Origin of the sequence: Streptomyces broussonetiae (assembly GCF_009796285.1) — a bacterium.
In the GTDB taxonomy this organism is placed as follows: domain Bacteria; phylum Actinomycetota; class Actinomycetes; order Streptomycetales; family Streptomycetaceae; genus Streptomyces; species Streptomyces broussonetiae.
This window is the reverse complement of sequence record NZ_CP047020.1, coordinates 5,555,488-5,578,913: the sequence shown is the minus strand read 5'-3', so window position 1 is coordinate 5,578,913 and position 23,426 is coordinate 5,555,488. Positions and strand designations below refer to the sequence as shown.

Here is a 23,426-nt window from a genome sequence, read left to right as displayed (position 1 = left end):
CGAGAATCCGGTGAGGACCCGCTGTGTTCGCGGGCGGGTTCGTGCCTTGTTGATGAAGTCGGTGGAGTTGATGGGGAGGACGTCACAGGTCCACCACCTGGTTGCGGCAGTCGGTCCGACGGTGCCCCGGTCTGCGACGCGCGACGGGAGCGCGGGACGGCGTGGCCGTCGATTTCGGTCCGCCGGTCTGGGCCGGCGCCTTCTCGACCTTGTCGTCGGCCGCGCGGGCGGGCAGGCGGGGCTTGCCAACCGAGCCGACGCTCGCGTGCGTGGTGGCCGCCTGCCACGCCCACGCCCACACCCACGCCACGGGCGAGCGGGATCGTCGTACTGGGTGTCCTCACAGCCCCCACGGCCATGATTGCCTTCTGCCCCGCCTTGCGGGCCGGGTCCGGGGCAACCGGCCATCGGGCCCTGGGCAGGCGCGGACGGGGCACTTGACGCGGCCGGGATGCAGGCGGCCGGGATGCCTTTTCTCGCGTTCGCTGGGTAGGCGCCGGATCGCGCCCCTCGGCGCGGAGGTGCGGGATCCGGTGCGGACGATCCCGTTGGCCCGGGGGATCTCTTCGGCGGCGTACGCGCGCGTGGCCGTCGGGGTGCTCGCCGTCTTCGGCCCGGGCCGGTCGGGCACACCCCAGCGCCGCTGACCGACGCAGTACGAGCGGCCGGGCGCCGGCCCGTACATGTCGTGCACGTGGGAACCGCGGTGGCTCCGCTGGGTCCACTGCTGGCGCTGGCGCTGATCCTCGGAGTGGTCCCAGATGACACTCGGGGCCCCCGTACGACGCTCCCCCAGGCCAGGACGGGCATCTGCCGACAGTGCCGGCGGCCGTTGCATCCCGGTCCCGGGTGCCACCGCACCGGGCGGAGCCGACCGCGCATGCGGTGCTCGCCACACCGGCGGTGTCCTTGGTCGCCTGCTGCCCTGTGCCACGCCGGCATTCGCGCCGCCTGCCATCTCGGTGGCGGCGGAAGAAGGCGTGCTCGCGGCGGACGTGACGGCCTTCGGCGTACGTTGGTGGGCGGCCCAGCGCAGCGCGTGACAGGCCCACAAGGCCCATGTCAATCGCAAATCGCACGCGCGCGTGGCACCCCGCCGAATACGACCGTCTCCGCACGCGCGCGTGACACGCCGTCAACGGCCCCGCGGGGCGGGTTCGCGTGTGCTGTCGTGCGAACCGGAGGATCTGCTCACCGGGGCACGAACGGCCGGTCCGTGGGGGCGATCTCACAGCCCAGCGGCAGCAACGAGCCCGGGACCAGCTGGTACTGGCAGTAGCAGGCATGCTGACGGAGCGGGAGGGGCCCTTCTCATTCCGCCAGGGCTCCTTCTTGCCGCTTCCCCGGATTCAGCCCCGGGGTACCCGGTCGCCTATTTGGTCAAGACTGCGCCGCGGAGGAGACTTGTCCATGTGGCGGTGCCGTGGGAGCAAGAGCTGCTCCTCACTCATGCGATCCCCCGAACCCGGACCACACCACACACCTTCCCTTCGGAACGGCCACGGTTCTCGCACTCCGCCAGTTGCACGAGACGGTGGATCGAAAGGTGTCGCCCATGAGCGCAAAGCACACCAAGTACCTCTTCGTGGCATCCGCGGTCGGCATTCTGCTGGCCAGCGGTGCCGATATCGGCATGGTCGGGACTGCGCATACTGCTTCGGGAACCACCCTGGCTCACTTCCCCTCGTACTCCCACCGCTCCAGCCGTGGCTGCGACGAGGTCTGGGGGGATGGCGGTTGCGATGTCGAAGGCGACCACGGTGGGTTTGGTCACGACACCTACCGCGGTGACGGCCCCAGCCATTATTGATCCGCACCGGCGAAAGCATCCAAGAGGCCGTCCGAGGCCACCGAGGGATGTGCACATCCAACAGCTCCCTGGCCTAACGGGGATTCCCTGGCCGCCTGCCGGCCGGAAGCAGAAGACTGTCCGGCATCCACCCCAAAGCGCTGGACAACTATTTGCTGCTGGCAGCGCCGCCAGGCTCGCCACTCGGACTCATGTTGCTCGGATGAATGTCGTTCAGGCTATTGACAATGACCACATTCGGCGGATGTGGAGGCGTAGGCACCTGTATAAGGATAGGGACGTAGACCATACTGCCGTGCCTGTACTCGGCCTTCCAGGAATTCGCGTAGCACAGGACCATCTGCGGGCTATCGCGCGTCGCATAGCACTGGATTACGACCCTGGTGGGTGCGGTCTGCGGCTTCTTCGAAAAGGAGCGTGTTTCACTCGCTGCAGCACCCCAAGCACCGAGCGTCACACAGCAGGAAGCGGCAACCGTAAGGCCGACACCCCGCAAGACTGCTTTCCTCATTCTCGCCACCCTGAATGCCGCGGGTAAAGTGCGCTCCGCGCTCCCACAGCCGCCTCGCTGCCACCCAACCCAGTTTTGTACGCCAACGGCTCTCCCACGCCCGACGAGGGTAAATCAGGCTCGCCCATGGCATATCGCCGAAGGGTCAGAAAGCCCACGCCCTCCCGGGCGCGCACACGGTAGTCCGGCGGCCAGGTGACTTTGGGGCACCCGGCTGCCGGACCAAGAAGTCATCCGTTGTTGTTATTGTTGTTGTTGTTCGCGCCCCCGCCGTTGTTGTTGTTATTGTTGTTGTTCGCGCCCCCGCCGTTGTTGTTGTTATTGTTGTTGTTGTTCGCGCCCCCGCCGTTGTTGTTGTTATTGTTGTTGTTGTTCGCGCCCCCGCCGTTGTTGTTGTTATTGTTGTTGTTCGCGCCCCCGCCGTTGTTGTTGTTATTGTTGTTGTTGTTCGCGCCCCCGCCGTTGTTGTTGTTATTGTTGTTGTTGTTCACACCTCCGCCATTGTTGTTGTTATTGTTGTTGTTGTTTCCGCGCCCCCCGTTGTTGTTATTATTGTTGTTGTTCCCACCCTTCTTGTGGTGGCGGCCGTTGTTGTTATTGTTGTTGTTGTTGTTTCCGCCTCCGCCGTTGTCGCTCGGCGCCGTCGCGTGGGTTCCTGTAGGTGCCGGTGCAGCAAAGGCGGCAGACGGAGCCAGGGCGCCACCCGCAGCCAGAGCGGCCGATGCGGTCAGTACTGCCGCTCGCTTTGCGTACCTGTTGAGCATGACAATTCCTCTCCGATGTGCATGGACCTCGCCGATTCGCGGCCCAATTCGATGTGCGGAAAGCGCTTGCCCCACGGGAAGCATTTCGTATAAATTCGCCGTCAACCTACTCAATTCCTGAAAGCATGACGGCGCAACAGGCACTGATGATCCGATTCACCCTTCATTCCCGGTTTGATTCGCCATCAAAATAATTCGAGAGGTGTGGGTGAGCGACACGTTCTGAACGGGCCCGACCGGCGCTGCGAACGTGGAATCCACGTTCTGAAACTCTTCGGCCAGCATGCCCCGCCTGCAGCCGGGGCACATCGGGTGAGCACCCCAATTTCCTCCCCGGCACACCCCACCTCCCGCCCCGCCACACCCCAAATGCCACCTCGGCGTCCCACAGGAACACCCACCGGCCGACCGGTCTCGATCTTTTGCGCAGCTTCGGCCATGGAGGGAAACTGGCTGATGATGGACCTGCTAGAGCGAGAGGCCGTGCTCCACGACCTCACCGGTCAGCTGCAGGCGGCCATGAGCGGCCCTGGGCGCCTGGCCCTTGTGCGTGGTGAGGCCGGCATCGGCAAGACCGCGGTGGTCCACCGTGTGGTCCAGCTGGCCGATCCCCAGATCAGGGTCTTGGTGGGCGCCTGTGACCCACTGGCCACCCCCCGCCCCCTGGGCCCTCTGACGGACTTGGCCCCGCGTTTGGGCTGGCCGGTGCGCACTGCCCTGGCGGGGACTCTGACTGGCACCTGCCGTTCCAACGAAGTCTTCGACTGCCTGCTCGCCGACCTCAGCACGCATCCCAGCCTGCTGGTCGTGGAGGACATCCACTGGGCCGATGAGGCGACTTTGGACCTGCTGCGTTACCTGGCCCGGCGCCTGCCCAGCGTTCCGGCACTGGTGTTGGCCACCTATCGCGACGACGAGATCGGCCGCACGCACCGCCTGACGGCTCTTCTCGGCACCCTGGCCGGCTATCCGTGGGTGCACCGCCACGATCTGGCTCCGCTGAGCCGCCGGGCCGTCGCCGATCTTGCCACCGGTCATGCCATCGACGCCGAGCAGCTGTATCACATGTCCGCCGGCAACCCGTTCATCGTCACCGAGATCCTGGCCGCCCCTGCCGAGCCCATACCGGCCGCTGTGCGCGAGGCCGTGGCCGGCCGCTTGGCCGGCTTGTCGAATGCGGCGCGCACGGTCGTCAACGTGCTGGCGGTTCTCGGGCGCCGGGTCCCGCTTCCGCAGCTGGCCGGCATCCTGTCGGCCCCCGAGGATGCGCTCGATGAGGCCGCGTCCTGCGGAATAGTGCGTGCGGACGGACAAGTGACCGAGTTCCGCCACGAGCTGACCCGGCTGGCGGTGCTGGAGGCCGTTCCCGCCGTATGCCGTCTGCGGATACACCGGCGAGTACTGGCGGTCATGCGGTCCGGCCCGGTCGCGGCGGATGACCTGGCGCTGCTGGCTGCTCATGCCGAGGGCGCGGGAGATCCGGCCGCCGTGTTGGAGTACGCGCCCGCAGCAGCTGTCCATGCCGCCACGCGCGGCGCACACCGGGAAGCGGCCGCCCAGTACGCCCGCGCCCTGCGGTACGCCGACTGCCTGCCGCCGGATCAACAGACCTCGCTGCTGGAAGGCCATTCGCAGGCTTGTCTCCTGGCCAGCCAGCTGGCTGAGGGGGTCGCTTCTCGCCGTACGGCTGTGAAGCAGCGTCGTGCGCTGGGCGACCGGCTGCGCGAGGGGGAGGACCTGCGTTGGCTGTCGTGCTGGCTGTGGCCGGCCGGGCGCACCGCCGAGGCCAGACAGACCGGCCTGGACGCGGTGCGGGTGCTCGAAGGATTGAGACCGGGCCGGGAGCTGGCCAGGGCGTACCTGAACCTCTGTCAGCTGGCCTGCTACGAGCACGAGGGGGTGGCGGCGGTCGCCACGTACGCCGAGAAGGCGATCGCTCTGGGGGAGCGCTTCGAGGATGCGGGGGTGGTCGTCCAGGCGCGCTTCCATACCGCGGCGGCACGCATGTTGAGCGAAGGCTGCGGCTGGGAGGACTGTGAACAGGCCGTGTCCGGTGCGATGGCGCGGGATGTGCCAGTGGACGCGGGCCTTCTGGCGCTCGGCATGTGCTGGCTGGCCGCGCTGCAGCGGGATGCCGCCCGGACCACTGCAGCCGTGAGCCGCGCGGAAACCTATTGCCTCGATCGCGACCTGCTGTCCTACGCACTGGGCGCCAGGGCCTGTGGGAGTTGGGGGCTACTGAACCAGGGCTTGTGGACCCGGGCCGCCGACGCCTCACAGAAAGTCCTGTCCCATCCCAGCTCACCGCCGGTCGGGCGGGCGCTGGCCCTGACCGTCCTGGGCCTGGTGCAAGCACGCCAGGGCAAGCCCCAGGTGTGGCCGTTGCTGGAACAAGCGGCGAGCCTGGTCGACTCGAGCTGCCTGCTGGACACGGGCTTGGGGTGGGAAGCCCGGGTCGAGGCGGCTTGGCTGGCCGGCGACCTCGAGTCGGTGCAGGCCGAGGCGCAGCGCGGTCTCGCCGTATTGGCGAAGCGGACCCACCCCTGGCTGTCCGGGTCCCTGGCCTGCTGGATCCGCCGCGCCGGCGGGGCGCCTCCGCGGGTTCCGGCGGCCGAACCCTACGCGCTGGAGTTGGCCGGCGACTGGGCCGGCGCCGCGGCGCGATGGGACAGGCTCGGCTGTCCGTACGACGCCGCACTGTCCCGCCTGTCCGGCGACGCGCCCGCGCTGCGCCAGGCCCTGGCCACCCTCGAGACCCTCCGCGCACGGTCGGCCGTGGCTCGCACCCGCGCCTTGATGCGTGCGCGAGGTGTCCGCCCGATCCGGAGTGGCCCACGGGCGACCACCCGGGCCAACCCCCACGGGCTGACCAACCGGGAGATGGACGTCCTGAAGCTGCTGGGTGAGGGCCTGTCGGATGCCGAGATTGCCGCCCGGCTCTACATCAGCCCAAAGACCGTCGGGCATCACGTGGGCGCTGTACTGGCCAAACTCGGCGTTCACACCCGCCACGAAGTGGCCCGCAAACTCCACCACTCCGAGCGCTGAAAGGGTTCTACGACGGATCCGTCCGGTCGTCCGCCCTCAGTTCTGGACGCAATTGATGTTCTGGTTTCCGGAGAAGGTGTTTCCCTTTCCGGTCTGTCCCACCGGATAGCAGACCTGGAAGCGGAAGAGCGAGTTGAGGCCCAGAAGCGAAAGGAGCCCTCCGCCGCCTTGAGTACCTGCGGTACTGCCGTTGTTGTTATTATTGTTGTTGTTCACACCTCCGCCGTTGTTGTTATTATTGTTGTTCACTCCGCCGGCGTTGTTGTTATTGTTATTGTTGTTGTTTGTGGTGGTGGTGCTACCGCCCTGACCGCCGCTGTTACCCTTCCTGACCTGTCCCATCGGGTGAGAGACGTGAAGCCCTGGCGTGTTGGTCAGGAGCGAGAGAAGTCCCCCGTCGCCCTGAGCCTGCGCACCACCGGCGCTGAAGAGCACCGCCACGATCGCGGCGGCGCTGATTGCGGCAAGCTGCTTGGTGAGCTTCATTCAATCAACCTTTCCTCGTCCCTTGCACTGAATCCTGAACCTCAGTGGACAGGATGGCGATGACAGACATTGAACGATCACTAGGCACGCTGTGGCGCCCGCCTCTTTCCCCCGTACAGCCCCAGGGTCGGGCGGCGTCCGACCGGCGCCAGGAACTGCCTGATCAACAACGGATACATGGCTGACGGAAATGCAGAAATCGGGCCGATATACCCGAGATCTGCAAGCACTCAGGAACGTGACGAGTAAGCCGTTCCTCGATATGACTGCAGAGCGGCAGGTGGTGATTCCGCCCCTGCCTTCTCCGAGGCCTGTGCGTGGTCTGCGCCCTCCGGTGATCGCTGAAGGACGCGTCTGATCGCTGAAGGACGCCTCACCCCGGGCGGGACGCGTCACCCAGAAAGACGATCCGAACGGGATCGTCTCGGAACGTTCCCGATCGCGCTACGGGGGCACCGCGGTTCTGCCCGAAGGCATGATCAGCTGATACTTGTGGCAGCAGGCCCTGCCGGCGGAGCGACCTGGAGAGAGATCGATCATGAAGCTGTTCAACCTGCTGCTCAACCTCCTATGGCTCTTCTTCTGCGGCCTGTGGATGGCGATCGGCTACGTGATCGCTGCGGTGATCTGCTTCATCTTCATCGTCACCATCCCGTTCGGCATCGCGTCGCTGCGGATCGCCGGGTTCGTCCTGTGGCCGTTCGGCCGCACCACCGTGGAGCGGCCGGACGCCGGTGCGCCGTCGTGCATCGGCAACGTGATCTGGGTGATCTTCGCGGGATGGTGGCTGGCGCTGGCCCACCTGATCACGAGCATCCCTCTGTTCCTGTCGATCATCGGGATCCCCTTCGGCTGGGCGAACCTGAAGCTCATCCCGATCTCGCTCATGCCGCTGGGGCGGGAGGTCATCCCCACGGACGAGGCGTTCGGCGGGCGCTGACCACGCTGCGGTGACGGCGTTCGGACCGGCTCGGAGTGCCCCCGACCAGAGGCAACGAACCAGCTCGAAGCCCCCTCCGAAAACGTGGAGGGGGCTTCTCTTGCAGTCCTGACGGCTTACAGCCCTGACGGCCGTCATCGGAACGTGCGGTGCACCTCTGCCGGCAAGCTGCCCCCTGCCGGCCCGGGGGATGCCGATATCGGTGAGGCAGGGCAGGACGTCGGCGAGCGGACGGCCCATGGCCCAGGAACAGCCGAAGGCCGCCCAGCGGGTCAAACGGAGTTCAGGGCGGTCGTCACCGGTGACGACCTGCCAACTTCTCGAGCCGGGCGATGCGGTCCGCCATCGGCGGGTGCGTCGAGAACATCTTGGTCAGCCCCTGGCCCGCGCGGAAGGGGTTCGCGATCATCATGTGGCTCGCGGTCTCGATCCGGGGCTCGGGCGGCAGCGGGAGCTGCTGGGTGCCGACCTCCAGCTTGCGCAGGGCGCTGGCGAGGGCCAGCGGATCGCCGGTGAGCTGAGCCCCGGAGGCGTCTGCCTCGTACTCGCGCGAACGGCTGATGGCCAGCTGGATGAGGGTGGCGGCGAGTGGGCCGAGGATCATGATCAGGAGCATGCCGAGCAGACCGGGGCCGTCATCGTCGTCGTTCGAGCGGCCGACCGGGATGAGCCAGGCGAAGTTCACCAGGAACATGATCACCGAGGCGAGAGCGCCGGCGACCGATGAGATGAGGATGTCCCGGTTGTAGACATGGCTCAGCTCGTGGCCGATCACTCCGCGCAGCTCGCGTTCGTCCAGCAGGCGCAGGATGCCCTCGGTGCAGCACACGGCCGCGTTGCGGGGGTTGCGGCCCGTGGCGAAGGCGTTCGGGGCCTCCGTCGGCGAGATGTACAGGCGAGGCATGGGCTGGCGGGCCTGCGTGGACAGCTCGCGGACCATCCGGTACAGCGCTGGGGCCTCGAACTCGCTGACCGGGCGGGCGCGCATCGCGCGAAGCGCCAGCTTGTCGCTGTTCCAGTACGCGTACGCGTTCGTGCCGAGGGCGACCAGGACGGCGACGATCAGCCCGGTGCGGCCGAAGAAGCTGCCGATGACGATGATGAGTGCGGACAGTCCCCCGAGGAGTACTGCGGTCCTGAGCCCGTTGTGCCGGCGGTGCACCGTACGCCCTCCAAATCGTGCAGCTGGGGAACACTTTGGTCCAGTGGACCCTCCCGCTTGTGACAACGCCAGGCGGCTGTCACGAGTTCCCTGTGTCCGCGCGGGCGCCGCTCGGCTGTACGGGTGACGTGCTGTTTCCCCTTCCCGCGCGCGTGGGATGCGAACGCGCCACGCGCGCGGGCGGTGTCTCAGAACAGTCCGGTGGCGGCGAAGCGGAGGACCAGCTGGGGTGCTCCGGACAGGGCGACGCCGAGGACTCCGGTGAGGGCGATGGCGGCAGTGAGGGGCGCCGGTACCCGGTGCCGGGCGGGCTCGCCCTCGGGAGTGCGGAACAGCAGGGCCGTCCACTGCAGGTAGTAGAAAAGGGCGATCACCACATTGACGGCCATGACGACGGCGAGCCAGCCGAGCCCCGCGTCGACCGCCGCCGAGAACACGGTGACCTTGGCGAACAGGCCGATGATGCCCGGCGGCAGACCGGCGAGACACAGCAGGAAGAACGCCAGGAGCAGCGCGGTGAGCGGGTTGGTGGCGTACAGGCCCCGGTAGTCGCTGATCCGGTTCAGGGCCCGGCTGCGGCCCACCACGGCGGCCACCGCGAACGCGCCGAGGTTCACGGCCGCGTACATCAGCGCATAGGCGACCGTGGAACCGATCTCCTTCTGGGGGTTGCCGACGTAGCCGGCGGCGGCGATCGGCACCAGCAGGTAGCCGGCCTGGCCGACGGAGGACCAGGCGAGCAGCCGTACGGCGCTGTACGCGCGCGTGGCCTGCTGGCGCAGGGCACCGACGTTGCCGACGGTCATGGTGAGGGCGGCCAGAGCGGCGAGCGCGGGCCCCCAGACATCGGCGTACGAGGGGAACGCGACGACCGTGACGAGGATCAGGCCGGAGAAGCCGACGGCCTTGCCGACCACCGACAGGTAGGCGGCGACCGGCAGTGGAGCGCCCACATAGGTGTCGGGCACCCAGAAGTGGAAGGGCACGGCGGCCGTCTTGAAGGCGAAGCCGACGAGGGTGAGGACGACACCGGTCTGGGCGAGGGTGTGCAGCTGTCCGTCGACGTGTGTCAGGCGCTGGGCGACCTGGGTGAGGTAGAGCGTGCCGGTGGACGCGTAGACGAAGCTGATGCCCATCAGGCTGACCGCGGTGGCCGTGACCGAGGAGAGGAAGAACTTCAGGGCCGCCTCGGAGGAGCGCTTGTCGCCGTGCCGGATGCCGACGAGGGCGAAGGCCGGCAGGGAGGCGACCTCCAGGGCGACGATGAGGGTGGCCAGGTCGCGGGAGGCGGGCAGCAGAGCGGCGCCGGCCGCTGAGGACAGCAGCAGGAACCAGAACTCCCCCGCCGGGACGCGCCGCCGGTCGTCCCTGAGGTTCGTGACCGACAGCAGGGCCGCGAGCAGGGCGCCGCCGAGGACCAGGAACTGGATGACGAGCGTGAAGTGGTCGGCCGTGTAGCTGCACGCGCGCGTGGCGCGGTCCACGCAGAAGGTGCTGCGGTTGCCGTCCAGCAGGGGCAGCAGCAGCAACGCGGCCACGCCCAGCCCGGCGACCGAGACCCAGCCGAGGACAGCTTTTCGGGCCTCGGGCAGGAACAGGTCGGCGACCAGGACGGCCAGTCCCACGACGGCGGCGATGGTCGGCGGGGCGACGGCGAGCCAGTCGACGGACTGGACCAGCGACTCGGCGAGGGGCTGGGCGCTCATCGGGTGCCTCCTGCGAGGAGCTGGTGCACGGCCGGGTCGGTGAGGCCGAGCAGGGCCTTCGGCCACAGCCCGGCGACGACGGTGAGGGCGACGAGCGGGGTCCAGGCGGCGAACTCGTAACCGTGGACGTCGGCGAGCTTGGGGACCTCCTGCTCCACGCCGCCCATGCAGACGCGGCGGACCACGATCAGCATGTATGCGGCCGTCAGCAGGGTGCCGAACGCGCCGATCGCCATGAAGGTGAGGAACGCGGGCCGGCTGAGGTCGGCGGCGGGCTTGTACGCGCCGAACAGGGCCAGCATCTCGCCCCAGAACCCGGCGAGCCCGGGCAGGCCGAGCGAGGCGACGGCACCGAAGGCGAGCAGGCCGCCGAGGCGGGGCGCCCTGCCGTACAGCGCGGCACCGGTCTCCTCGGCCAAGGAGTCGAGGTCGGTCGTGCCGGTGCGGTCCTTGAGCGCGCCGACCAGGAAGAACAGCAGGCCGGTGATGAGGCCGTGGGCGATGTTGGCGAACAGGGCGCCGTTCACGCCGGTCGGCGTCATGGTGGCGATGCCCAGCAGGACGAAGCCCATGTGACCCACGGAGGAGTAGGCGATCAGCCGCTTGAGGTCGCCCTTGGCGCCCCGTTTGGCCAGGGCCAGGCAGGCCAGGGACCCGTAGATGATCCCGACGACGGCGAACGCGGCGAGGTACGGCGCGAAGGTGTGGAAGCCGTGCGGCGCGATCGGCAGCAGGATGCGGACGAACCCGTACGTGCCCATCTTCAGCAGGACACCGGCCAGCAGGACCGAGCCGACGGTCGGAGCGGCGGTGTGGGCATCGGGCAGCCAGCTGTGCAGCGGCCACATCGGCGCCTTGACCGCGAGCCCGATCCCGATCGCCAGAACGGCGATGACCTGCACGGATGCAGTCAGCGACCGGCCGTTGTCAGTGGCGAGTGCCACCATGTCGAAGGTGCCCGCCTTGATTCCGATCAGGAGCAGGCCGAGCAGCATGACGACGGAGCCGAGCAGCGTGAACAGGATGAACTTCCACGCGGCCCGGGTCCGCCCCTCGCCGCCCCAGCGGGCGATGAGGAAGTACATCGGGATGAGCACCATCTCGAACGCGAGGAAGAACAGCAGCAGGTCGAGGACGGCGAAGGTCGCGAGGGTGCCGGTCTCGAGCAGGAGCAGCAGCGCGACGAACGCTTTCGGGGAGCCCCCCACGGGCGGCTTGAAGTAGGAGTACAGCGCGCAGAGGAAGGTCAGCAGCGCGGTCAGGACCAGAAGGGGGAGGGAGATGCCGTCGATGCCGAGGTGGATCCGCACGTCGAGTGCGGGAATCCAGCTGATGTCGGTCGTGGCCTGCATCTTCGACGGGTGGCCGTCGTCGAAGCCGAGCGCGAGGACGATCGCGGCGATGAGGATCGCACCGGTCACGGTGACGCCGTGCCGGAGCACGGCCTGCTCGGGCGACTTCCCCTTCAGCCCTGGCGGAGCCGGCAGAAGGGCGGCGACGGCACCGAGCAGCGGGCCGACGACGACGAATGCCAGAAGGAACTGCATCACGGACTCGTTGATATCGATCACGCCTGCTCACGCTCCGGTGGCGACGAGGACGACGGCGACCGCCAGGACGACGGTGCCGGCGAGCAGCGCGCTCACATAGGTCTGCACATTGCCTGTCTGAGCGCGCCGTACGGCGGCCCCGAGCAGCCGGGGCAGCGCGGCGGCGCCCCCTACGTAGGTGTCGACGACCTCTCGGTCGAGGAACCGGACGAGGCTCGCTCCGGCTTGCACCGGGCGGACGAACATCGCCGTGTACACGGCGTCCAGGTGGAAGCCGGCGGCCGCGTGCCGGTACAGCGGGCCGAGCAACAGGCGACCGGGGTCGGGCGCGTGGGCGAGGTCGCGGGAGGCCGGACCGTGGTCGGCGAGGGCGTGGGCCTCGACCAGGCTCGCGTCGCCCTCCGGGTGCGCGGCGGCCTCGCCCTCCAGCCGCTCCCATTCGAAGGAGGGTGCGGGGGCTGCCGGGACGCGGGCGGCGAGCGCGCAGGTGCGCTGCCAGGCACCGTAGGTGAGCAGTCCGCCGACCAGGGCGAAGCCCGTGCCGAGGATGGAGGTGAGGAGCGTCGGGGTCAGGTCGCGGCCGTCGAACCAACCGGGCAGGGCACGGTAGGCGAGCCCGCCGAAGGCCAGGGAGGGAACGGCAAGGACCCACAGCACGACGGTCATCGTCAGCGGCTGGCGGCCGTGATCCGGTGCTTCGGCTCCCTGGCCGCGGAAGGCCAGCAGCCACAGCCGGGCCGCGTAGGCGGCGGTGAGCAGGGCGGTGAGGAGACCGGCGACGAGGACGATCCAGCCGGCGGCACCGGGCGCATGGTCGGTGTTCCCGTTCGCCACGTGCTCGGCGGCACCAAGGACGGACTCCTTGGAGAAGAAGCCGCTGAACGGCGGGATCGCGGCGAGCGCGAGCAACGCCACGGTCATCGTCCAGTAGGCGTCCGGTACTCGGTCGCGCAGGCCGTGCATGCGGGACATGGCGGCCAGCGAGTTGGTGCCGGCGGCGTGGATGATCACGCCGGCCGCGAGGAACAGCAGCGCCTTGAAGGCGCCGTGGGACAGGAGGTGGAAGACGGCGGCACCGCGGTCGCCGACGGCGAGGGCGCCGGTCATGTAGCCGAGCTGGCCGATCGTCGAGTAGGCGAGGACGCGCTTGATGTCGTCCTGGGCCAGCGCGGCGAGCGCCGAGCCGGTCATCGTGACGGCGGCCATGACGGCGAGGACGACCATCGCGGCCTGGGAGGCCTCGAACACGGGAAGGAGACGGGCGATGAAGTAGACACCGGCGGCGACCATCGTCGCGGCGTGGATCAGCGCCGAGACGGGCGTCGGGCCCGCCATCGCGTCCGGGAGCCAGGTGTGCAGCGGGAACTGCGCCGACTTGCCCGCGACACCCGCGAGGAGAAGCAGAGCGATCAGTGTCGGGTGGTGCAGGTTGCCGCCGGCGACGGTACCGAGGACGCGGGTGATACGGAAGGACCCGGCGTCGGTGCCGAGGGCGAACAGGCCGATGAGGAACGGCACGTCGCCGAGCTTGGTGACCAGGAAGGCCTTCAGGGAGGCGGCGCGGGCCTCGGGGGTCTCCCAGTAATGGCCGACCAGGAAGTAGGAGCAGATGCCCATGACTTCCCAGCCGACCAGCAGCACGATCAGGTCGCCGGAGTAGACGACCAGGAGCATCGCGGAGGTGAACAGGGAGACGAGGGCCGCGTAGGAGGGGTAGCGCGGGTCGTCGCGCAGGTAGCCCGTCGAGTAGATCTGCACGCAGGTCGCGACGAAGGCGACCAGGATCGCTACGAGTGCGGCGAAGCCGTCGATGTGCAGGGCCAGCTCGATCGGGACCGAGCCGGTGGGCGTCAGTTCCGTGTGCGCGTCGAGGGCCCGGCCGCCGCCCTGGTGCGCCGCTACCAGCGCGGCCAGGACGAGCGAGGCCAGCGGCGGCAGCACGGCGAGCGGGCGGACGAAGCCGGGGGCGGTGCGGCCGAGCAGCAGGCCCACCGCGGCACCCAGGAACGGCAGGAGGGGGACGAGGACGGCGAGGTGGGTCGTGGTCACGCGGTGGCCTCAGCCTTCTCGTCCGCGGAGGTGCCGGGGCCCTCGGTGTCAGGGCCACCGGTCTCGGGGCCCTCGGCGGTGTCGCGGAGCTTGTCGATGTCGGAGGTGCCGCGATTGCGGTAGACGGCGAGCACGATCGCCAGGCCGATGCCGATCTCGGCGGCTGCGATGGCGATGGTGAACAGGGTGAGCGCCTGGCCGGAGTGCAGGGTCTCCCTGGCGGCCCGGCTCAGCCAGACGTCGAAGGCGACCAGGTTGAGGTTGACGGCGTTGAGCATCAGCTCGACCGACATCAGGACCAGGATCGCGTTGCGACGGGCGAGGACGCCGTACAGGCCGGTGCAGAACAGGAGGGCGGAGAGTACGGCGGGATAGGCGAGGTGCATCAGCGGGCTCCTTCCTTCTCGGCCGGGTGAATTCCGGAATCCGTGACGGAAGGGGAACTCTGGGCGACCGCCCGGGAGTTCACAGAGGGAGGGCCCGACTCCGCCTTCGCCTTGCGGGACAGGACGATCGCGCCGACCAGCGCCGCGAGGAGGAGGACGGACAGGGCCTCGAAGGGCAGCACCCAGTGCCGGAACAGGCTCTCGCCGGTGACTCGAGTGGTGCCGGCGGCGGGGCCGTTCAGGTCGATCCACGTCGTACGGAAGGCGTCGACGACCACCCACACCAGGGCCACGGCGGCGGCCACCGCGACGGCGAGGGCGATCCAGCGGTTGCCCGAGTCGGCATCCGGGGAGCGCCCGATCGGCGCCCTGGTGAGCATCAGTCCGAACAGGAGGAGGACGACGACGGAACCGACATAGATGAGGACCTGCACCCAGGCGATGAACTCGGCGGTGAGCAGGAGGTACTCGACGGCGAGACCGCCGAGCGCGACCACCAGCCACAGCGCGGCGTGCACCAGCTGCCGGGTGGTGACGGTGATCAGGGCCGCGCCGAAGGTCATCAGGCCGACGAGCAGGAAGGCGATCTCGACACCGGTCGGGGACAGGAAGCCGTGCCGGGCTGCCGCCAGGCTCACGGCTGCAGCGAGGCTCACGACCGGTCCTCCCCCGGGTCGGCCTGTGCGGCCGCCAGCTTCTCGGCGGTCTTGCGGGCCGCGGCGATCTCCTTCGGCTCCTCCGCCGCGGGGTCCAGGGCGGGCGGGGCCGGGACGGTCCACATCCACTCGCGGAGCTTGTCCCGCTCGTGGGTGAGTTCGCGGATGTCGGTCTCGGCGTACTCGAACTCCGGGGACCAGAACAGCGCGTCGAAAGGACAGACCTCGATGCAGATACCGCAGTACATGCACAGGGAGAAGTCGATCGCGAACCGGTCGAGGACGTTGCGGCTGCGCTCACGACCGCCGGGAGCGGCGGGCGGGACGGTCTCCTTGTGCGAGTCGATGTAGATGCACCAGTCCGGGCACTCACGGGCGCACAGCATGCAGACGGTGCAGTTCTCCTCGAACAGGCCGATCACGCCACGGGTGCGCGGCGGCAGTTCGGGCTGGGCGTCCGGGTACTGCTCGGTGACGGACTTCCTCGTCATCGTGCGCAGGGTGACGGCCAGGCCCTTGGCCAGGCCGCTGCCAGGGATGCGGGGCCGGGTGGGAGGGAGTGAATCGGCCATCAGGAGATCACCACCTTGACGATGCCGGTGAGGGCGATCTGGGCGAGGGAGAGGGGGACGAGGAGGGTCCAGGAGAGCTTCTGGAGCTGGTCCTCGCGCAGGCGGGGGTAGGTGACGCGGAGCCAGATGACGACGAAGGCGAGGATCGCGGTCTTCAGCAGGGTCCACAGCCAGCCGAGGCCGTCGGCGCCCCAGGGGCCGTGCCAGCCGCCCAGGAAGAGGACGGTGGTCAGACCGCACAGGACGACGATGCCGGCGTACTCGGCGAGGAGGAACAGTGCGAAACGCAGACCGGTGTACTCGGTGTAGGCGCCGAAGATGATCTCCGAGTCGGCGACGGGCATGTCGAACGGCGGGCGTTGCAGTTCGGCGAGGCCGGCGACGAAGAAGACGAGCGCGCCGACAATCTGCCAGGGCACCCACCACCAGTGGAAGGCATGCAGGATGCCGGGCAGCGAGACGGTGCCCGCGGCCATCGCGACCGAGGCGGCAGCCAGCAGCATCGGGAGTTCGTAGGCGAGCAGTTGGGCGGCCGTGCGCAGGCCGCCGAGCAGGGAGAACTTGTTCGCGCTAGCCCACCCGGCCATGAGCGAGCCGAGTACGCCGACGCCCATCACCGCGAGCACGAAGAAGACGCCCGCGTCGATGAGCTGGCCCACCGCGCCCTCGCTCGGGCCGATGGGAATCGCGAGCAGGACAAGGAGGTACGGCAGCAGGGCGACGGCGGGGGCGAGCTGGAAGACGCGGCGGTCGGCACCGGCCGGGACCACGTCCTCCTTCTGCGCGAATTTCACGCCGTCCGCGATGAGCTGGGCCCAGCCGTGAAAACCGCCCGCGTACATCGGGCCGAGGCGGCCCTGCATGTGGGCCATCACCTTGTGCTCGGTCTGGCCGACGATCAGCGGGAAGGTGAGGAAGACGACGAACACGACCAGGAGTCGCAGGGCGACGTCCAGCGCGTCGTTCACTGCGGGCCTCCTGTGGGGTTGTCGGTGGTGCCGTCGGGGGTTTCGGGCATGGACGGTTCGGGCGACTCGGCCCGCGGCTCGGGCTCCGGCGGCGCTTGCCCGCGCCGTGGCTCCGCATCCTCCGGCTGCGGCTCCGCCTCCTCGGGCAGCGCCTCTGGTTCCACGCGCTGCGCCTCCGGCTCATCGGGCTGGGGCTGCGGCAGCGGCTCGGGGTGCGGATCCCCCTCGGGAGTCTTCGGCTCGAACGTCGCCTCGGGTCCCGGCGCAGGCCCCTTCGCCAGAGGCAACGCTTCCGGGTCCGGCGCCGGTCTCGACTCCGGCGTCGCCTCCGACCCGGCCGTGGGCTTGTCCTCGGCCGTGAGCTTGTCCTCGGCCGTCGGTTTCTGCTCCGCCGTCGGCTTCTGCTCGGCCGCCGCCCGCCGCTCCGCGCTCGGCTCTTCCTCGGCCGCCGCCTTCTGGCCGGCCGCCGCGTTCTCCTCCGCCGCAGGCTTCTGCCCCGGCTCGTCGAAGGCCGGCCGGGCGTGGTGCCACGGGGCGTCCGAGCTGCGCGGGGCCGTGCTCCGGCGGGCCGTGCTCTCCGGTTCGGCCGGTGCCTGCCGCTGCTCCGGTGCCTGCTGCTCTCCCTGCTCCGGTGGCTGCGTCGGTTCCTGGGCCTGCGTCTGGGCGCGCTGTGTAGCGGAGCCCTGCGAGGCGCTGCGCGAGCGGCGCGGGCGTGCCGGGGCAGGGGCGGGCGCCGGTGCCGACGAAGCCGCCTCGGTGGCCGCGTCGTCCGCCGCCCGCTGAGCAGCCTCGCCCTCGGTCGCGTCCCGGGACTCCGTCTGGCTCACCGAGCCCTGGCTCGCGCTCCGCATCCGACGCGGCCGAGCACCGGCACCAGCTGCACCAGCTGCACCAACACCGGACCCCGCAGCGGCCTCCCCGGGTGAGCCAGTTGAGCCGGCCGACTCGGCCGACGGTGTCGTTTGGCTCGCCGAGCCCCCCGCCGCCGTACGGGTCCGCCGTACCGGACGCTCCCCGACCGCGCCGGCGTCGGCGCCCGCACCCGTCCCTGCGCGGGCCGGGCGTTCCGCTGCCGTACGACCTGCCGCTCCCCGGGCCGGGCGGGCCGGGGCGGGCGGGAGCTGGCCCTTGAGGGGACCCCACTCGTTGGGGTCGGGGACGCCCGGGGGCAGCATCTGGCGGCGCTTGGGGCCCCCGTGCGCCGCACCCGCCGCGGATTCCCCGGGCTCCTTCGCGCCGGGCCAGGCCTTGGCCACGCGGGCGGCGAGGACGAAGTCCTTGCGGAGCGGGTGGCCCTCGAAGTTCTCGGGCAGGAGGAGGTGCTCCAGCGACGGGTGGCCCGCGAAGCGGACGCCGAACATCTCGTGGGTCTCGCGCTCGTGCCAGGCGGCGCCCGCGTAGACGCCAACGGCGGAGGGCAGCTCCGGCGCCTCGTGCGGGACGGTCGTACGGACGAGGAGACGGCGGACCGGGCCCAGGGCGACGACGTGCGCCGAGACACGGAAGCCCGTGCCCGGTTCGTCGACCGCGCTCAGCCAGTCGAAATAGGTGCAGCCCAGGGTCGTACGGGCCGTCTCCAGGGCGGTGAGCCAGGCGGACGGCGGTACGTCCACGGTCAGGAGGTCGTACGACTCCTCGGCCGTGGCGTCCGTACCGAAGAGGTCCTCGACCGGGGCGGGCAGCCAGCCGACCGTGCTCATCGGGGGTCCTCCTCAGCGGCGGTGCCCGTGGCCGGCACCGGCGGCTTCACCAGGTCGCTGGTCAACTCGGCCACCGACGCCCGGGAGTGGCCGTAGCGCTCCTCCAGCGACTCGCGGGCGATCTTCTCCTGGAGCTTGAGGATGCCCTGGAGCAGCGCCTCCGGGCGCGGCGGGCAGCCGGGGACGTAGACGTCCACGGGAATGATCTGGTCGACGCCCTTGGTGACGGAGTAGGAGTCCCAGTACGGGCCGCCGCAGTTGGAGCAGGCGCCGAACGAGATGACGTACTTGGGCTCGGGCATCTGCTCGTACAGGCGCTTGACGGCCGGGGCCATCTTGTCCGTCACCGTGCCCGACACCACCATCAGGTCGGCCTGGCGGGGGCCGGGAGCGAACGGGATCACGCCGAGGCGGATGAAGTCGTGGCGAGCCATGGACGCGGCGATGAACTCGATCGCGCAGCAGGCCAGGCCGAAGTTGAAGACCCAGAGCGAGTAGCGGCGACCCCAGTTCAGGATCACCTTCATCGGCTCGGGGGCCAGACGGGCCAGCGCGCCCAGCCGCTTGGGCTCGGGGAGCGACACAGGAGTGGGGGTCACGTCCATGTCAGGACGCCCTTCTTGTATGCGTACAGCAGGCCGACGGCGAGGAAGCCCAGGAAGACGAACATCTCCACGAGCGTCGTCGCGCCGTAGCCGGGGGCGGCGAAGACCGTCGCCCAGGGGAAAAGGAAGATCGAGTCGACCGCGAAGATCACGTACAGGAAGGCGTAGACGTAGTAGCGGACCTGGGTATGCGCCCAGCCCTCGCCGACGGGGTCGACGCCGCACTCGTAGGTCAGCAGTTTCTCCGGGGTCGGCACGACGGGGCGCAGCAGCCGGCCGGCGCCGAAGGCGACCGCGACGAACAGCACGCCGACGAGCGCGAGCAGGCCCACCACCGAGTAGGACCGGAAGTAGCCGGCCGCGATGACGTTCGCCGCGGCGACCGTCGAGTCCCCCAACGTCTCCCGCACCGTGCGCGCCTCGCTCCCTGACCTCGTGACCTGAGTGAACCCTGTGATCCCACGTGTTCGAGGATCTGTACGCACGGGAGTCTAGGCCCTGATAAAGAACCGGTAAGCAGCCAGTCACGGCATGAGACGAGTGGCGCGGACGGGGGTGGGGTTTTCCCCCGGCGGCGGAGGGCGGCGTACCGCATGGCGCGGAGGGTGCCGCGCACGGCAGGCTGACCGGTATGACCGCTCCCCGTACCGCTGCCGGACCGGCCGACGGCACCGACCGTCTGCCCGCGATCCGGCCGGCCTATGACCCGCACACCTGGAAGGAGATCGCGTATCTCCTGCTGAACCTGCCGGTGGCCGTGTTCGGCTTTGTGTACGCGGTCACCACACTCTCCGTCGGCGGGGCGCTCACGATCACCGTGGTCGGCCTGCCCCTGCTCGCGCTGAGCCTGCTGGGCTCCCGGCAGCTGGGGAAACTGGAGCGGGCCCGCGCCCGGTGGCTGCTCGGCGTACGGGTGGAGGAGCCGACTCCGCTGCCGCTGGCCAGGGGCGGGAGTCCGGTACAGCGGCTGTGGATGGCGCTGAAGGACCCGGTGGGCTGGCGGACGCTGCTCTACGACCTGATCCGCTTGCCCTGGGGCATCCTCACCTTCTGCACCGTGCTGGCCTCGATATTCGCGCTGTGGCCGGTGCTGCCGTATCTGGCGCGGGGCCTTGCGAACGTGGACCGGGCGATGGTGCGCGGGCTGCTGTCGCCCTCGGACGAACTGGAACGCCGGATCGCCGAGCTGGAGTCGGACCGGGGGGTCGTGGTCGACACGGCGGCGGCCGACCTGCGGCGCATCGAGCGGGACCTGCACGACGGGGCGCAGGCCCGGCTGGTGAACCTCGCCATGGGGCTCGGCCTGGCCAAGGAGAAGCTGCTGGAGGATCCCGACTCGGCGGCGTCGATGGTGGAGGAGGCGCACGGCGAGGTCAAGCTGGCCTTGCAGGAGCTGCGCGACCTCGCCCGCGGCATCCATCCCGCCGTGCTGACCGACCGGGGGCTGGACGCGGCCCTGTCCTCGGTGGCCACGCGCTGCACGGTGCCGGTGAAGGTCACCGTGGACCTGGCGGTCCGCCCGGCCCCGGCGATCGAGGGCATCGCCTACTTCACCGTCTCCGAACTGCTCCAGAACATCAGCAAGCACAGTGGGGCCCGCAACGCCTCCGTCGACGTCTGGCGCGCGGACGACCGGCTGCTGATCCAGGTCCGCGACGACGGCCGGGGCGGCGCCCGGCTGGAGGGCGGCAGCGGAATGCGGGGGCTGTCGGAGCGGCTGGGCGCGGTGGACGGCCTGTTCGTCCTCGACTCCCCGGCCGGCGGCCCGACGGTGGTCACCGCGGAACTGCCGTGGCGGGACCGGACGGAGTGACGGCGCAGCCGCGCCCTCAGGGGGCGCGGGGTGCCCTCAGGGGGCGCGGGGTGGGGAAAACCCCCGGGGCAAGACGCCGACGGACTCCATGGCCCGGGGAGCCGCGGCGTACGACCGTGGAGGACACGGCCGCAGCGCAGCTCGGACGACGCGAGGACGGCCCGCGAGAAGAGGACGCGCGAGGAGACGACGCGCGACAAGACGACGAGAACGGAACGGGATTCGATGGCCACGGAGTACGGACACGGGTATGAGCGGGGGCAGGGGCGGCCCGCCGGGACCGGCTACCGGCTGCCCGCCGGGCTGCGGGCGCCGTTCGAGGGGCGCACCTGGCGCGAGTTCGGGTACGTCCTGCTGAGCCTGCCGATCTCGATCGTGCTGTTCACCTGGACGGTGACGATGGTGTCGCTCGGGGCGGGCCTGCTCGTGACCTTCCTCGGCGTCCCGGTGCTCGCGGCGGGACTCGCCGGCTGCCGGGGCTTCGGCGCGCTGGAGCGGGCGCGGGCGCGCGGGCTGCTGGGGCTGGACGTGCCCGCGCCGCAGCCGCTGCAGGTGCGCAAGCCGGGTGCGGCGGCCTGGATGGGCGCGGTGCTCAAGAGCGGCGCCTCCTGGCGCAATCTGCTGTACGCAGTGGTGCAGTTCCCCTGGGCGGTGTTCTCGTTCACGGTGACGGTGGCCCTGTGGACCATGGGCTGGGCACTGCTGACCTACCCGCTGTGGTTCTGGGTCTTCCCCGCCTACGCCGGCCAGGGCGGGCTGCAGCTGTACGGCGACGAGCACCACAGCGTCTATCTCGACAACCCGTTCGAGATCACCGTGACCGCGCTGGTCGGCCTGCTGTTCACGCTGGCCACGCCGTGGATCGTACGGGCCCTGACGACGGTGGACGGGCTGCTGGTACGCGGGCTGCTGGGGCCGTCGCCGCTGTCGGCCCGGGTGGTGGAGCTGGAGTCGGACCGCGGGGTCGTGGTCGACACGGCCGCCGCCGACCTGCGGCGTATCGAGCGGGACCTGCACGACGGGGCGCAGGCCCGGCTGGTGAACCTGGCCATGGACCTGGGGCTGGCGAAGGAGAAGCTCCAGGAGGATCCGCGGGCGGCGGCGCAGATGGTGGAGGAGGCGCACGGCGAGGTGAAGACGGCGCTGCAGGAGCTGCGCGACCTCGCCCGCGGCATCCACCCGGCCGTGCTGACCGACCGCGGCCTGGACGCGGCCCTCTCCGCGGTCGCCTCCCGCTGCACGGTGCCGGTGAAGGTCGAGGTCGACCTGCCGGGCCGCCCGGCGCCGGCCATCGAGGGGATCGCCTACTTCACCGTCTCCGAACTGCTCCAGAACATCAGCAAGCACAGCCGGGCCCGGTCGGCCTCCGTCGACGTCTGGCGCGCCGACGACCGGCTGCTGATCCAGGTGGCGGACGACGGGGTCGGCGGCGCGGACGTGGCGCACGGCTCGGGCCTGGCCGGGCTCGCCGGACGCCTGGACGCGGTGGACGGCGTCCTCGTGGTGGACTCCCCGCAGGGCGGCCCCACCCGGGTGATCGCGGAACTGCCCTGGCGGACCTGACAGCGCAACGGCATCCCCCTCCCCCGGCCCGTACCCCCGTTGCCATGGCGATGGAATTCCCTGGTGGGGCGGCGGGCCGGGGGGATTGCTGGAATGCTTGACCTCCGTACGGACGAACGTCGTCGGAGAGCGGGCATGGGGGGCCGGGAGATCGTGGAGGACAGAGTGCGGGTGGTCATCGCCGAGGATTCAGTGCTGCTCAGAGAGGGCCTGACCCGGCTGCTGACCGACCGCGGGCACGATGTCGTGGCCGGTGTCGGGGACGCAGAGGCGCTGGTGAAGACCGTCGCCGACCTGGACGCCCAGGGCACGCTGCCCGACGTGGTCGTGGCGGACGTACGGATGCCGCCGACCCACACCGACGAGGGCGTACGCGCGGCCGTCCGGCTGCGCAGGACGTATCCGGGGCTCGGCGTGCTGGTGCTGTCCCAGTACGTGGAGGAGCGCTACGCGACCGAACTGCTCGCCGGTTCCAGCCGGGGCGTGGGTTATCTGCTCAAGGACCGGGTCGCCGAGGTGCGCGAGTTCGTGGACGCGGTGGTGCGGGTCGCGCAGGGCGGTACGGCGCTGGACCCGGAGGTGGTTGCGCAGTTGCTCGGCCGCAGCCGCAAGCAGGACGTGCTGACCGGGCTGACCCCGCGCGAGCGCGAGGTGCTCGGGCTGATGGCCGAAGGCCGCACGAACTCGGCGATCGCCCGGCAGCTGGTGGTCAGCGACGGCGCCGTGGAGAAGCACGTCAGCAACATATTCCTCAAGCTCGGCCTGACACCGAGTGACGGGGATCACCGGCGAGTTCTGGCCGTTCTCACCTACCTCAACTCCTGACAGAGCCGTGTCCGCATCCTTCGGGGGCCTGTGTCCGAGGCCCTGTGTCCGGGCCCCTGAAGGACCGCGTACGGGATCTGCCGAGGGGAACCGTGGGACGCACGAAGGACGCGCGAAGAGCGCCTTGATCCGCGCTTGAGCGCCGCGGGACATGATGGAAAAGCACAGCGAATCCAGCGCGAAAGGCAGTCTCGAAAAGTCGTCCAATCCATGGACAACCCCGGGAAGGCGACCCTAACCGACGTAGGGTTGATCCTGGGATGGTCGGTGGGACGACCACCCCGGACAGCCGCCTCGAAGGAGGTCCAGTTC

At 69.9% G+C, this 23,426-nt stretch carries 20 protein-coding genes; 6 read left to right on the top strand and 14 right to left on the bottom strand.

What is annotated here, in order from left to right; genetic code table 11:
- Positions 1 to 82 precede the first annotated feature (82 nt).
- Positions 83 to 310 (bottom strand): hypothetical protein, encoded by a 228-nt coding sequence (locus GQF42_RS25820; RefSeq protein WP_158923708.1) that lies wholly within the window; start codon positions 308 to 310, stop codon positions 83 to 85.
- A 1,245-nt stretch (positions 311 to 1,555) separates the two neighbouring features.
- Here GQF42_RS25820 and GQF42_RS25815 point away from each other — a divergent pair.
- Complete coding sequence (locus GQF42_RS25815; protein WP_158923706.1) at positions 1,556 to 1,810, top strand: hypothetical protein; 255 nt, start codon at positions 1,556 to 1,558, stop codon at positions 1,808 to 1,810.
- A gap of 741 nt (positions 1,811 to 2,551) precedes the next feature.
- Here the strand turns inward: GQF42_RS25815 and GQF42_RS25810 are convergent.
- On the bottom strand, positions 2,552 to 2,812 hold the full coding sequence (locus tag GQF42_RS25810) for a hypothetical protein (RefSeq protein ID WP_158923704.1): 261 nt from the start codon (positions 2,810 to 2,812) through the stop codon (positions 2,552 to 2,554).
- Positions 2,813 to 3,523: 711 nt separating this feature from the next.
- On the opposite strand from GQF42_RS25810, the gene GQF42_RS25805 reads away from it, so the two are divergent.
- The gene (locus GQF42_RS25805) at positions 3,524 to 6,133 is read left to right on the top strand and encodes an ATP-binding protein (RefSeq protein ID WP_233273464.1); all 2,610 of its coding nucleotides are present in this window, start codon (positions 3,524 to 3,526) and stop codon (positions 6,131 to 6,133) included.
- A gap of 36 nt (positions 6,134 to 6,169) precedes the next feature.
- Here GQF42_RS25805 and GQF42_RS25800 read toward each other — a convergent pair whose 3' ends face one another.
- Positions 6,170 to 6,619, bottom strand: a complete 450-nt coding sequence (locus GQF42_RS25800) for a hypothetical protein (protein ID WP_158923702.1) — start codon at positions 6,617 to 6,619, stop codon at positions 6,170 to 6,172.
- Between the two features lie 538 nt (positions 6,620 to 7,157).
- Between GQF42_RS25800 and GQF42_RS25795 the strand changes: the two genes are divergently transcribed.
- Positions 7,158 to 7,559, top strand: coding sequence for a YccF domain-containing protein (locus GQF42_RS25795; RefSeq protein WP_158923700.1), 402 nt, complete (start codon positions 7,158 to 7,160; stop codon positions 7,557 to 7,559).
- Positions 7,560 to 7,854: 295 nt separating this feature from the next.
- Here the strand turns inward: GQF42_RS25795 and htpX are convergent, their stop codons facing one another.
- The 11 genes from htpX to GQF42_RS25740 all read right to left on the bottom strand — a co-directional run bounded on the left by htpX (position 7,855) and on the right by GQF42_RS25740 (position 19,323).
- Positions 7,855 to 8,721: a zinc metalloprotease HtpX gene (gene htpX / locus GQF42_RS25790; protein ID WP_158923698.1), complete on the bottom strand. Its 867-nt coding sequence runs from the start codon at positions 8,719 to 8,721 to the stop codon at positions 7,855 to 7,857.
- Positions 8,722 to 8,909: 188 nt separating this feature from the next.
- Positions 8,910 to 10,427, bottom strand: coding sequence for an NADH-quinone oxidoreductase subunit N (locus tag GQF42_RS25785; protein ID WP_158923696.1), 1,518 nt, complete (start codon positions 10,425 to 10,427; stop codon positions 8,910 to 8,912).
- Entirely contained in the window at positions 10,424 to 11,998 is a 1,575-nt protein-coding gene (locus tag GQF42_RS25780) for an NADH-quinone oxidoreductase subunit M (RefSeq protein ID WP_158923694.1), read from the bottom strand. Before GQF42_RS25780 ends, GQF42_RS25785 begins: the two co-directional genes overlap by 4 nt.
- A 6-nt stretch (positions 11,999 to 12,004) precedes the next feature.
- On the bottom strand, positions 12,005 to 14,026 hold the full coding sequence (locus tag GQF42_RS25775) for an NADH-quinone oxidoreductase subunit 5 family protein (protein ID WP_158923692.1): 2,022 nt from the start codon (positions 14,024 to 14,026) through the stop codon (positions 12,005 to 12,007).
- A complete protein-coding gene (gene nuoK / locus GQF42_RS25770) occupies positions 14,023 to 14,412 on the bottom strand; it encodes an NADH-quinone oxidoreductase subunit NuoK (protein WP_158923690.1) in 390 nt (129 codons plus the stop codon). The genes GQF42_RS25775 and nuoK overlap by 4 nt, the downstream gene beginning before the upstream one ends.
- Entirely contained in the window at positions 14,412 to 15,068 is a 657-nt protein-coding gene (locus GQF42_RS25765) for an NADH-quinone oxidoreductase subunit J family protein (protein ID WP_375996390.1), read from the bottom strand. Before GQF42_RS25765 ends, nuoK begins: the two co-directional genes overlap by 1 nt.
- Positions 15,065 to 15,640, bottom strand: coding sequence for a NuoI/complex I 23 kDa subunit family protein (locus GQF42_RS25760; RefSeq protein ID WP_158923688.1), 576 nt, complete (start codon positions 15,638 to 15,640; stop codon positions 15,065 to 15,067). The genes GQF42_RS25765 and GQF42_RS25760 overlap by 4 nt, the downstream gene beginning before the upstream one ends.
- On the bottom strand, positions 15,640 to 16,608 hold the full coding sequence (locus GQF42_RS25755) for a complex I subunit 1/NuoH family protein (protein ID WP_158923686.1): 969 nt from the start codon (positions 16,606 to 16,608) through the stop codon (positions 15,640 to 15,642). Before GQF42_RS25755 ends, GQF42_RS25760 begins: the two co-directional genes overlap by 1 nt.
- The gene (locus GQF42_RS25750; RefSeq protein ID WP_158923684.1) at positions 16,605 to 18,308 is read right to left on the bottom strand and encodes an NADH-quinone oxidoreductase subunit C; all 1,704 of its coding nucleotides are present in this window, start codon (positions 18,306 to 18,308) and stop codon (positions 16,605 to 16,607) included. Before GQF42_RS25750 ends, GQF42_RS25755 begins: the two co-directional genes overlap by 4 nt.
- Positions 18,305 to 18,913 (bottom strand): NADH-quinone oxidoreductase subunit B, encoded by a 609-nt coding sequence (locus GQF42_RS25745; protein WP_158923682.1) that lies wholly within the window; start codon positions 18,911 to 18,913, stop codon positions 18,305 to 18,307. Before GQF42_RS25745 ends, GQF42_RS25750 begins: the two co-directional genes overlap by 4 nt.
- A complete protein-coding gene (locus tag GQF42_RS25740; RefSeq protein WP_158923680.1) occupies positions 18,904 to 19,323 on the bottom strand; it encodes an NADH-quinone oxidoreductase subunit A in 420 nt (139 codons plus the stop codon). Before GQF42_RS25740 ends, GQF42_RS25745 begins: the two co-directional genes overlap by 10 nt.
- 221 nt (positions 19,324 to 19,544) lie before the next feature.
- Here GQF42_RS25740 and GQF42_RS25735 point away from each other — a divergent pair, with 221 nt between their 5' ends.
- The 3 genes from GQF42_RS25735 to GQF42_RS25725 all read left to right on the top strand — a co-directional run bounded on the left by GQF42_RS25735 (position 19,545) and on the right by GQF42_RS25725 (position 23,114).
- On the top strand, positions 19,545 to 20,726 hold the full coding sequence (locus GQF42_RS25735; protein ID WP_158923678.1) for a sensor histidine kinase: 1,182 nt from the start codon (positions 19,545 to 19,547) through the stop codon (positions 20,724 to 20,726).
- A gap of 225 nt (positions 20,727 to 20,951) precedes the next feature.
- Positions 20,952 to 22,289: a sensor histidine kinase gene (locus GQF42_RS25730; protein ID WP_158923676.1), complete on the top strand. Its 1,338-nt coding sequence runs from the start codon at positions 20,952 to 20,954 to the stop codon at positions 22,287 to 22,289.
- 135 nt (positions 22,290 to 22,424) lie between these two features.
- Positions 22,425 to 23,114, top strand: coding sequence for a response regulator transcription factor (locus GQF42_RS25725; RefSeq protein WP_325100350.1), 690 nt, complete (start codon positions 22,425 to 22,427; stop codon positions 23,112 to 23,114).
- Positions 23,115 to 23,426: the final 312 nt, after the last annotated feature.

Bases quoted from the DNA above. Each gene is read 5' to 3' on its own strand.
- nuoK (WP_158923690.1), bottom strand. From the start codon at position 14,412: ATGCACCTCGCCTATCCCGCCGTACTCTCCGCCCTCCTGTTCTGCACC.
- GQF42_RS25805 (WP_233273464.1), top strand. From the start codon at position 3,524: ATGGAGGGAAACTGGCTGATGATGGACCTGCTAGAGCGAGAGGCCGTG.
- GQF42_RS25795 (WP_158923700.1), top strand. From the start codon at position 7,158: ATGAAGCTGTTCAACCTGCTGCTCAACCTCCTATGGCTCTTCTTCTGC.
- GQF42_RS25730 (WP_158923676.1), top strand. From the start codon at position 20,952: ATGGCCACGGAGTACGGACACGGGTATGAGCGGGGGCAGGGGCGGCCC.
- GQF42_RS25735 (WP_158923678.1), top strand. From the start codon at position 19,545: ATGACCGCTCCCCGTACCGCTGCCGGACCGGCCGACGGCACCGACCGT.
- GQF42_RS25785 (WP_158923696.1), bottom strand. From the start codon at position 10,427: ATGAGCGCCCAGCCCCTCGCCGAGTCGCTGGTCCAGTCCGTCGACTGG.
- GQF42_RS25800 (WP_158923702.1), bottom strand. From the start codon at position 6,619: ATGAAGCTCACCAAGCAGCTTGCCGCAATCAGCGCCGCCGCGATCGTG.
- GQF42_RS25815 (WP_158923706.1), top strand. From the start codon at position 1,556: ATGAGCGCAAAGCACACCAAGTACCTCTTCGTGGCATCCGCGGTCGGC.
- GQF42_RS25760 (WP_158923688.1), bottom strand. From the start codon at position 15,640: ATGGCCGATTCACTCCCTCCCACCCGGCCCCGCATCCCTGGCAGCGGC.
- GQF42_RS25750 (WP_158923684.1), bottom strand. From the start codon at position 18,308: ATGAGCACGGTCGGCTGGCTGCCCGCCCCGGTCGAGGACCTCTTCGGT.
- GQF42_RS25745 (WP_158923682.1), bottom strand. From the start codon at position 18,913: ATGGACGTGACCCCCACTCCTGTGTCGCTCCCCGAGCCCAAGCGGCTG.
- GQF42_RS25725 (WP_325100350.1), top strand. From the start codon at position 22,425: ATGGGGGGCCGGGAGATCGTGGAGGACAGAGTGCGGGTGGTCATCGCC.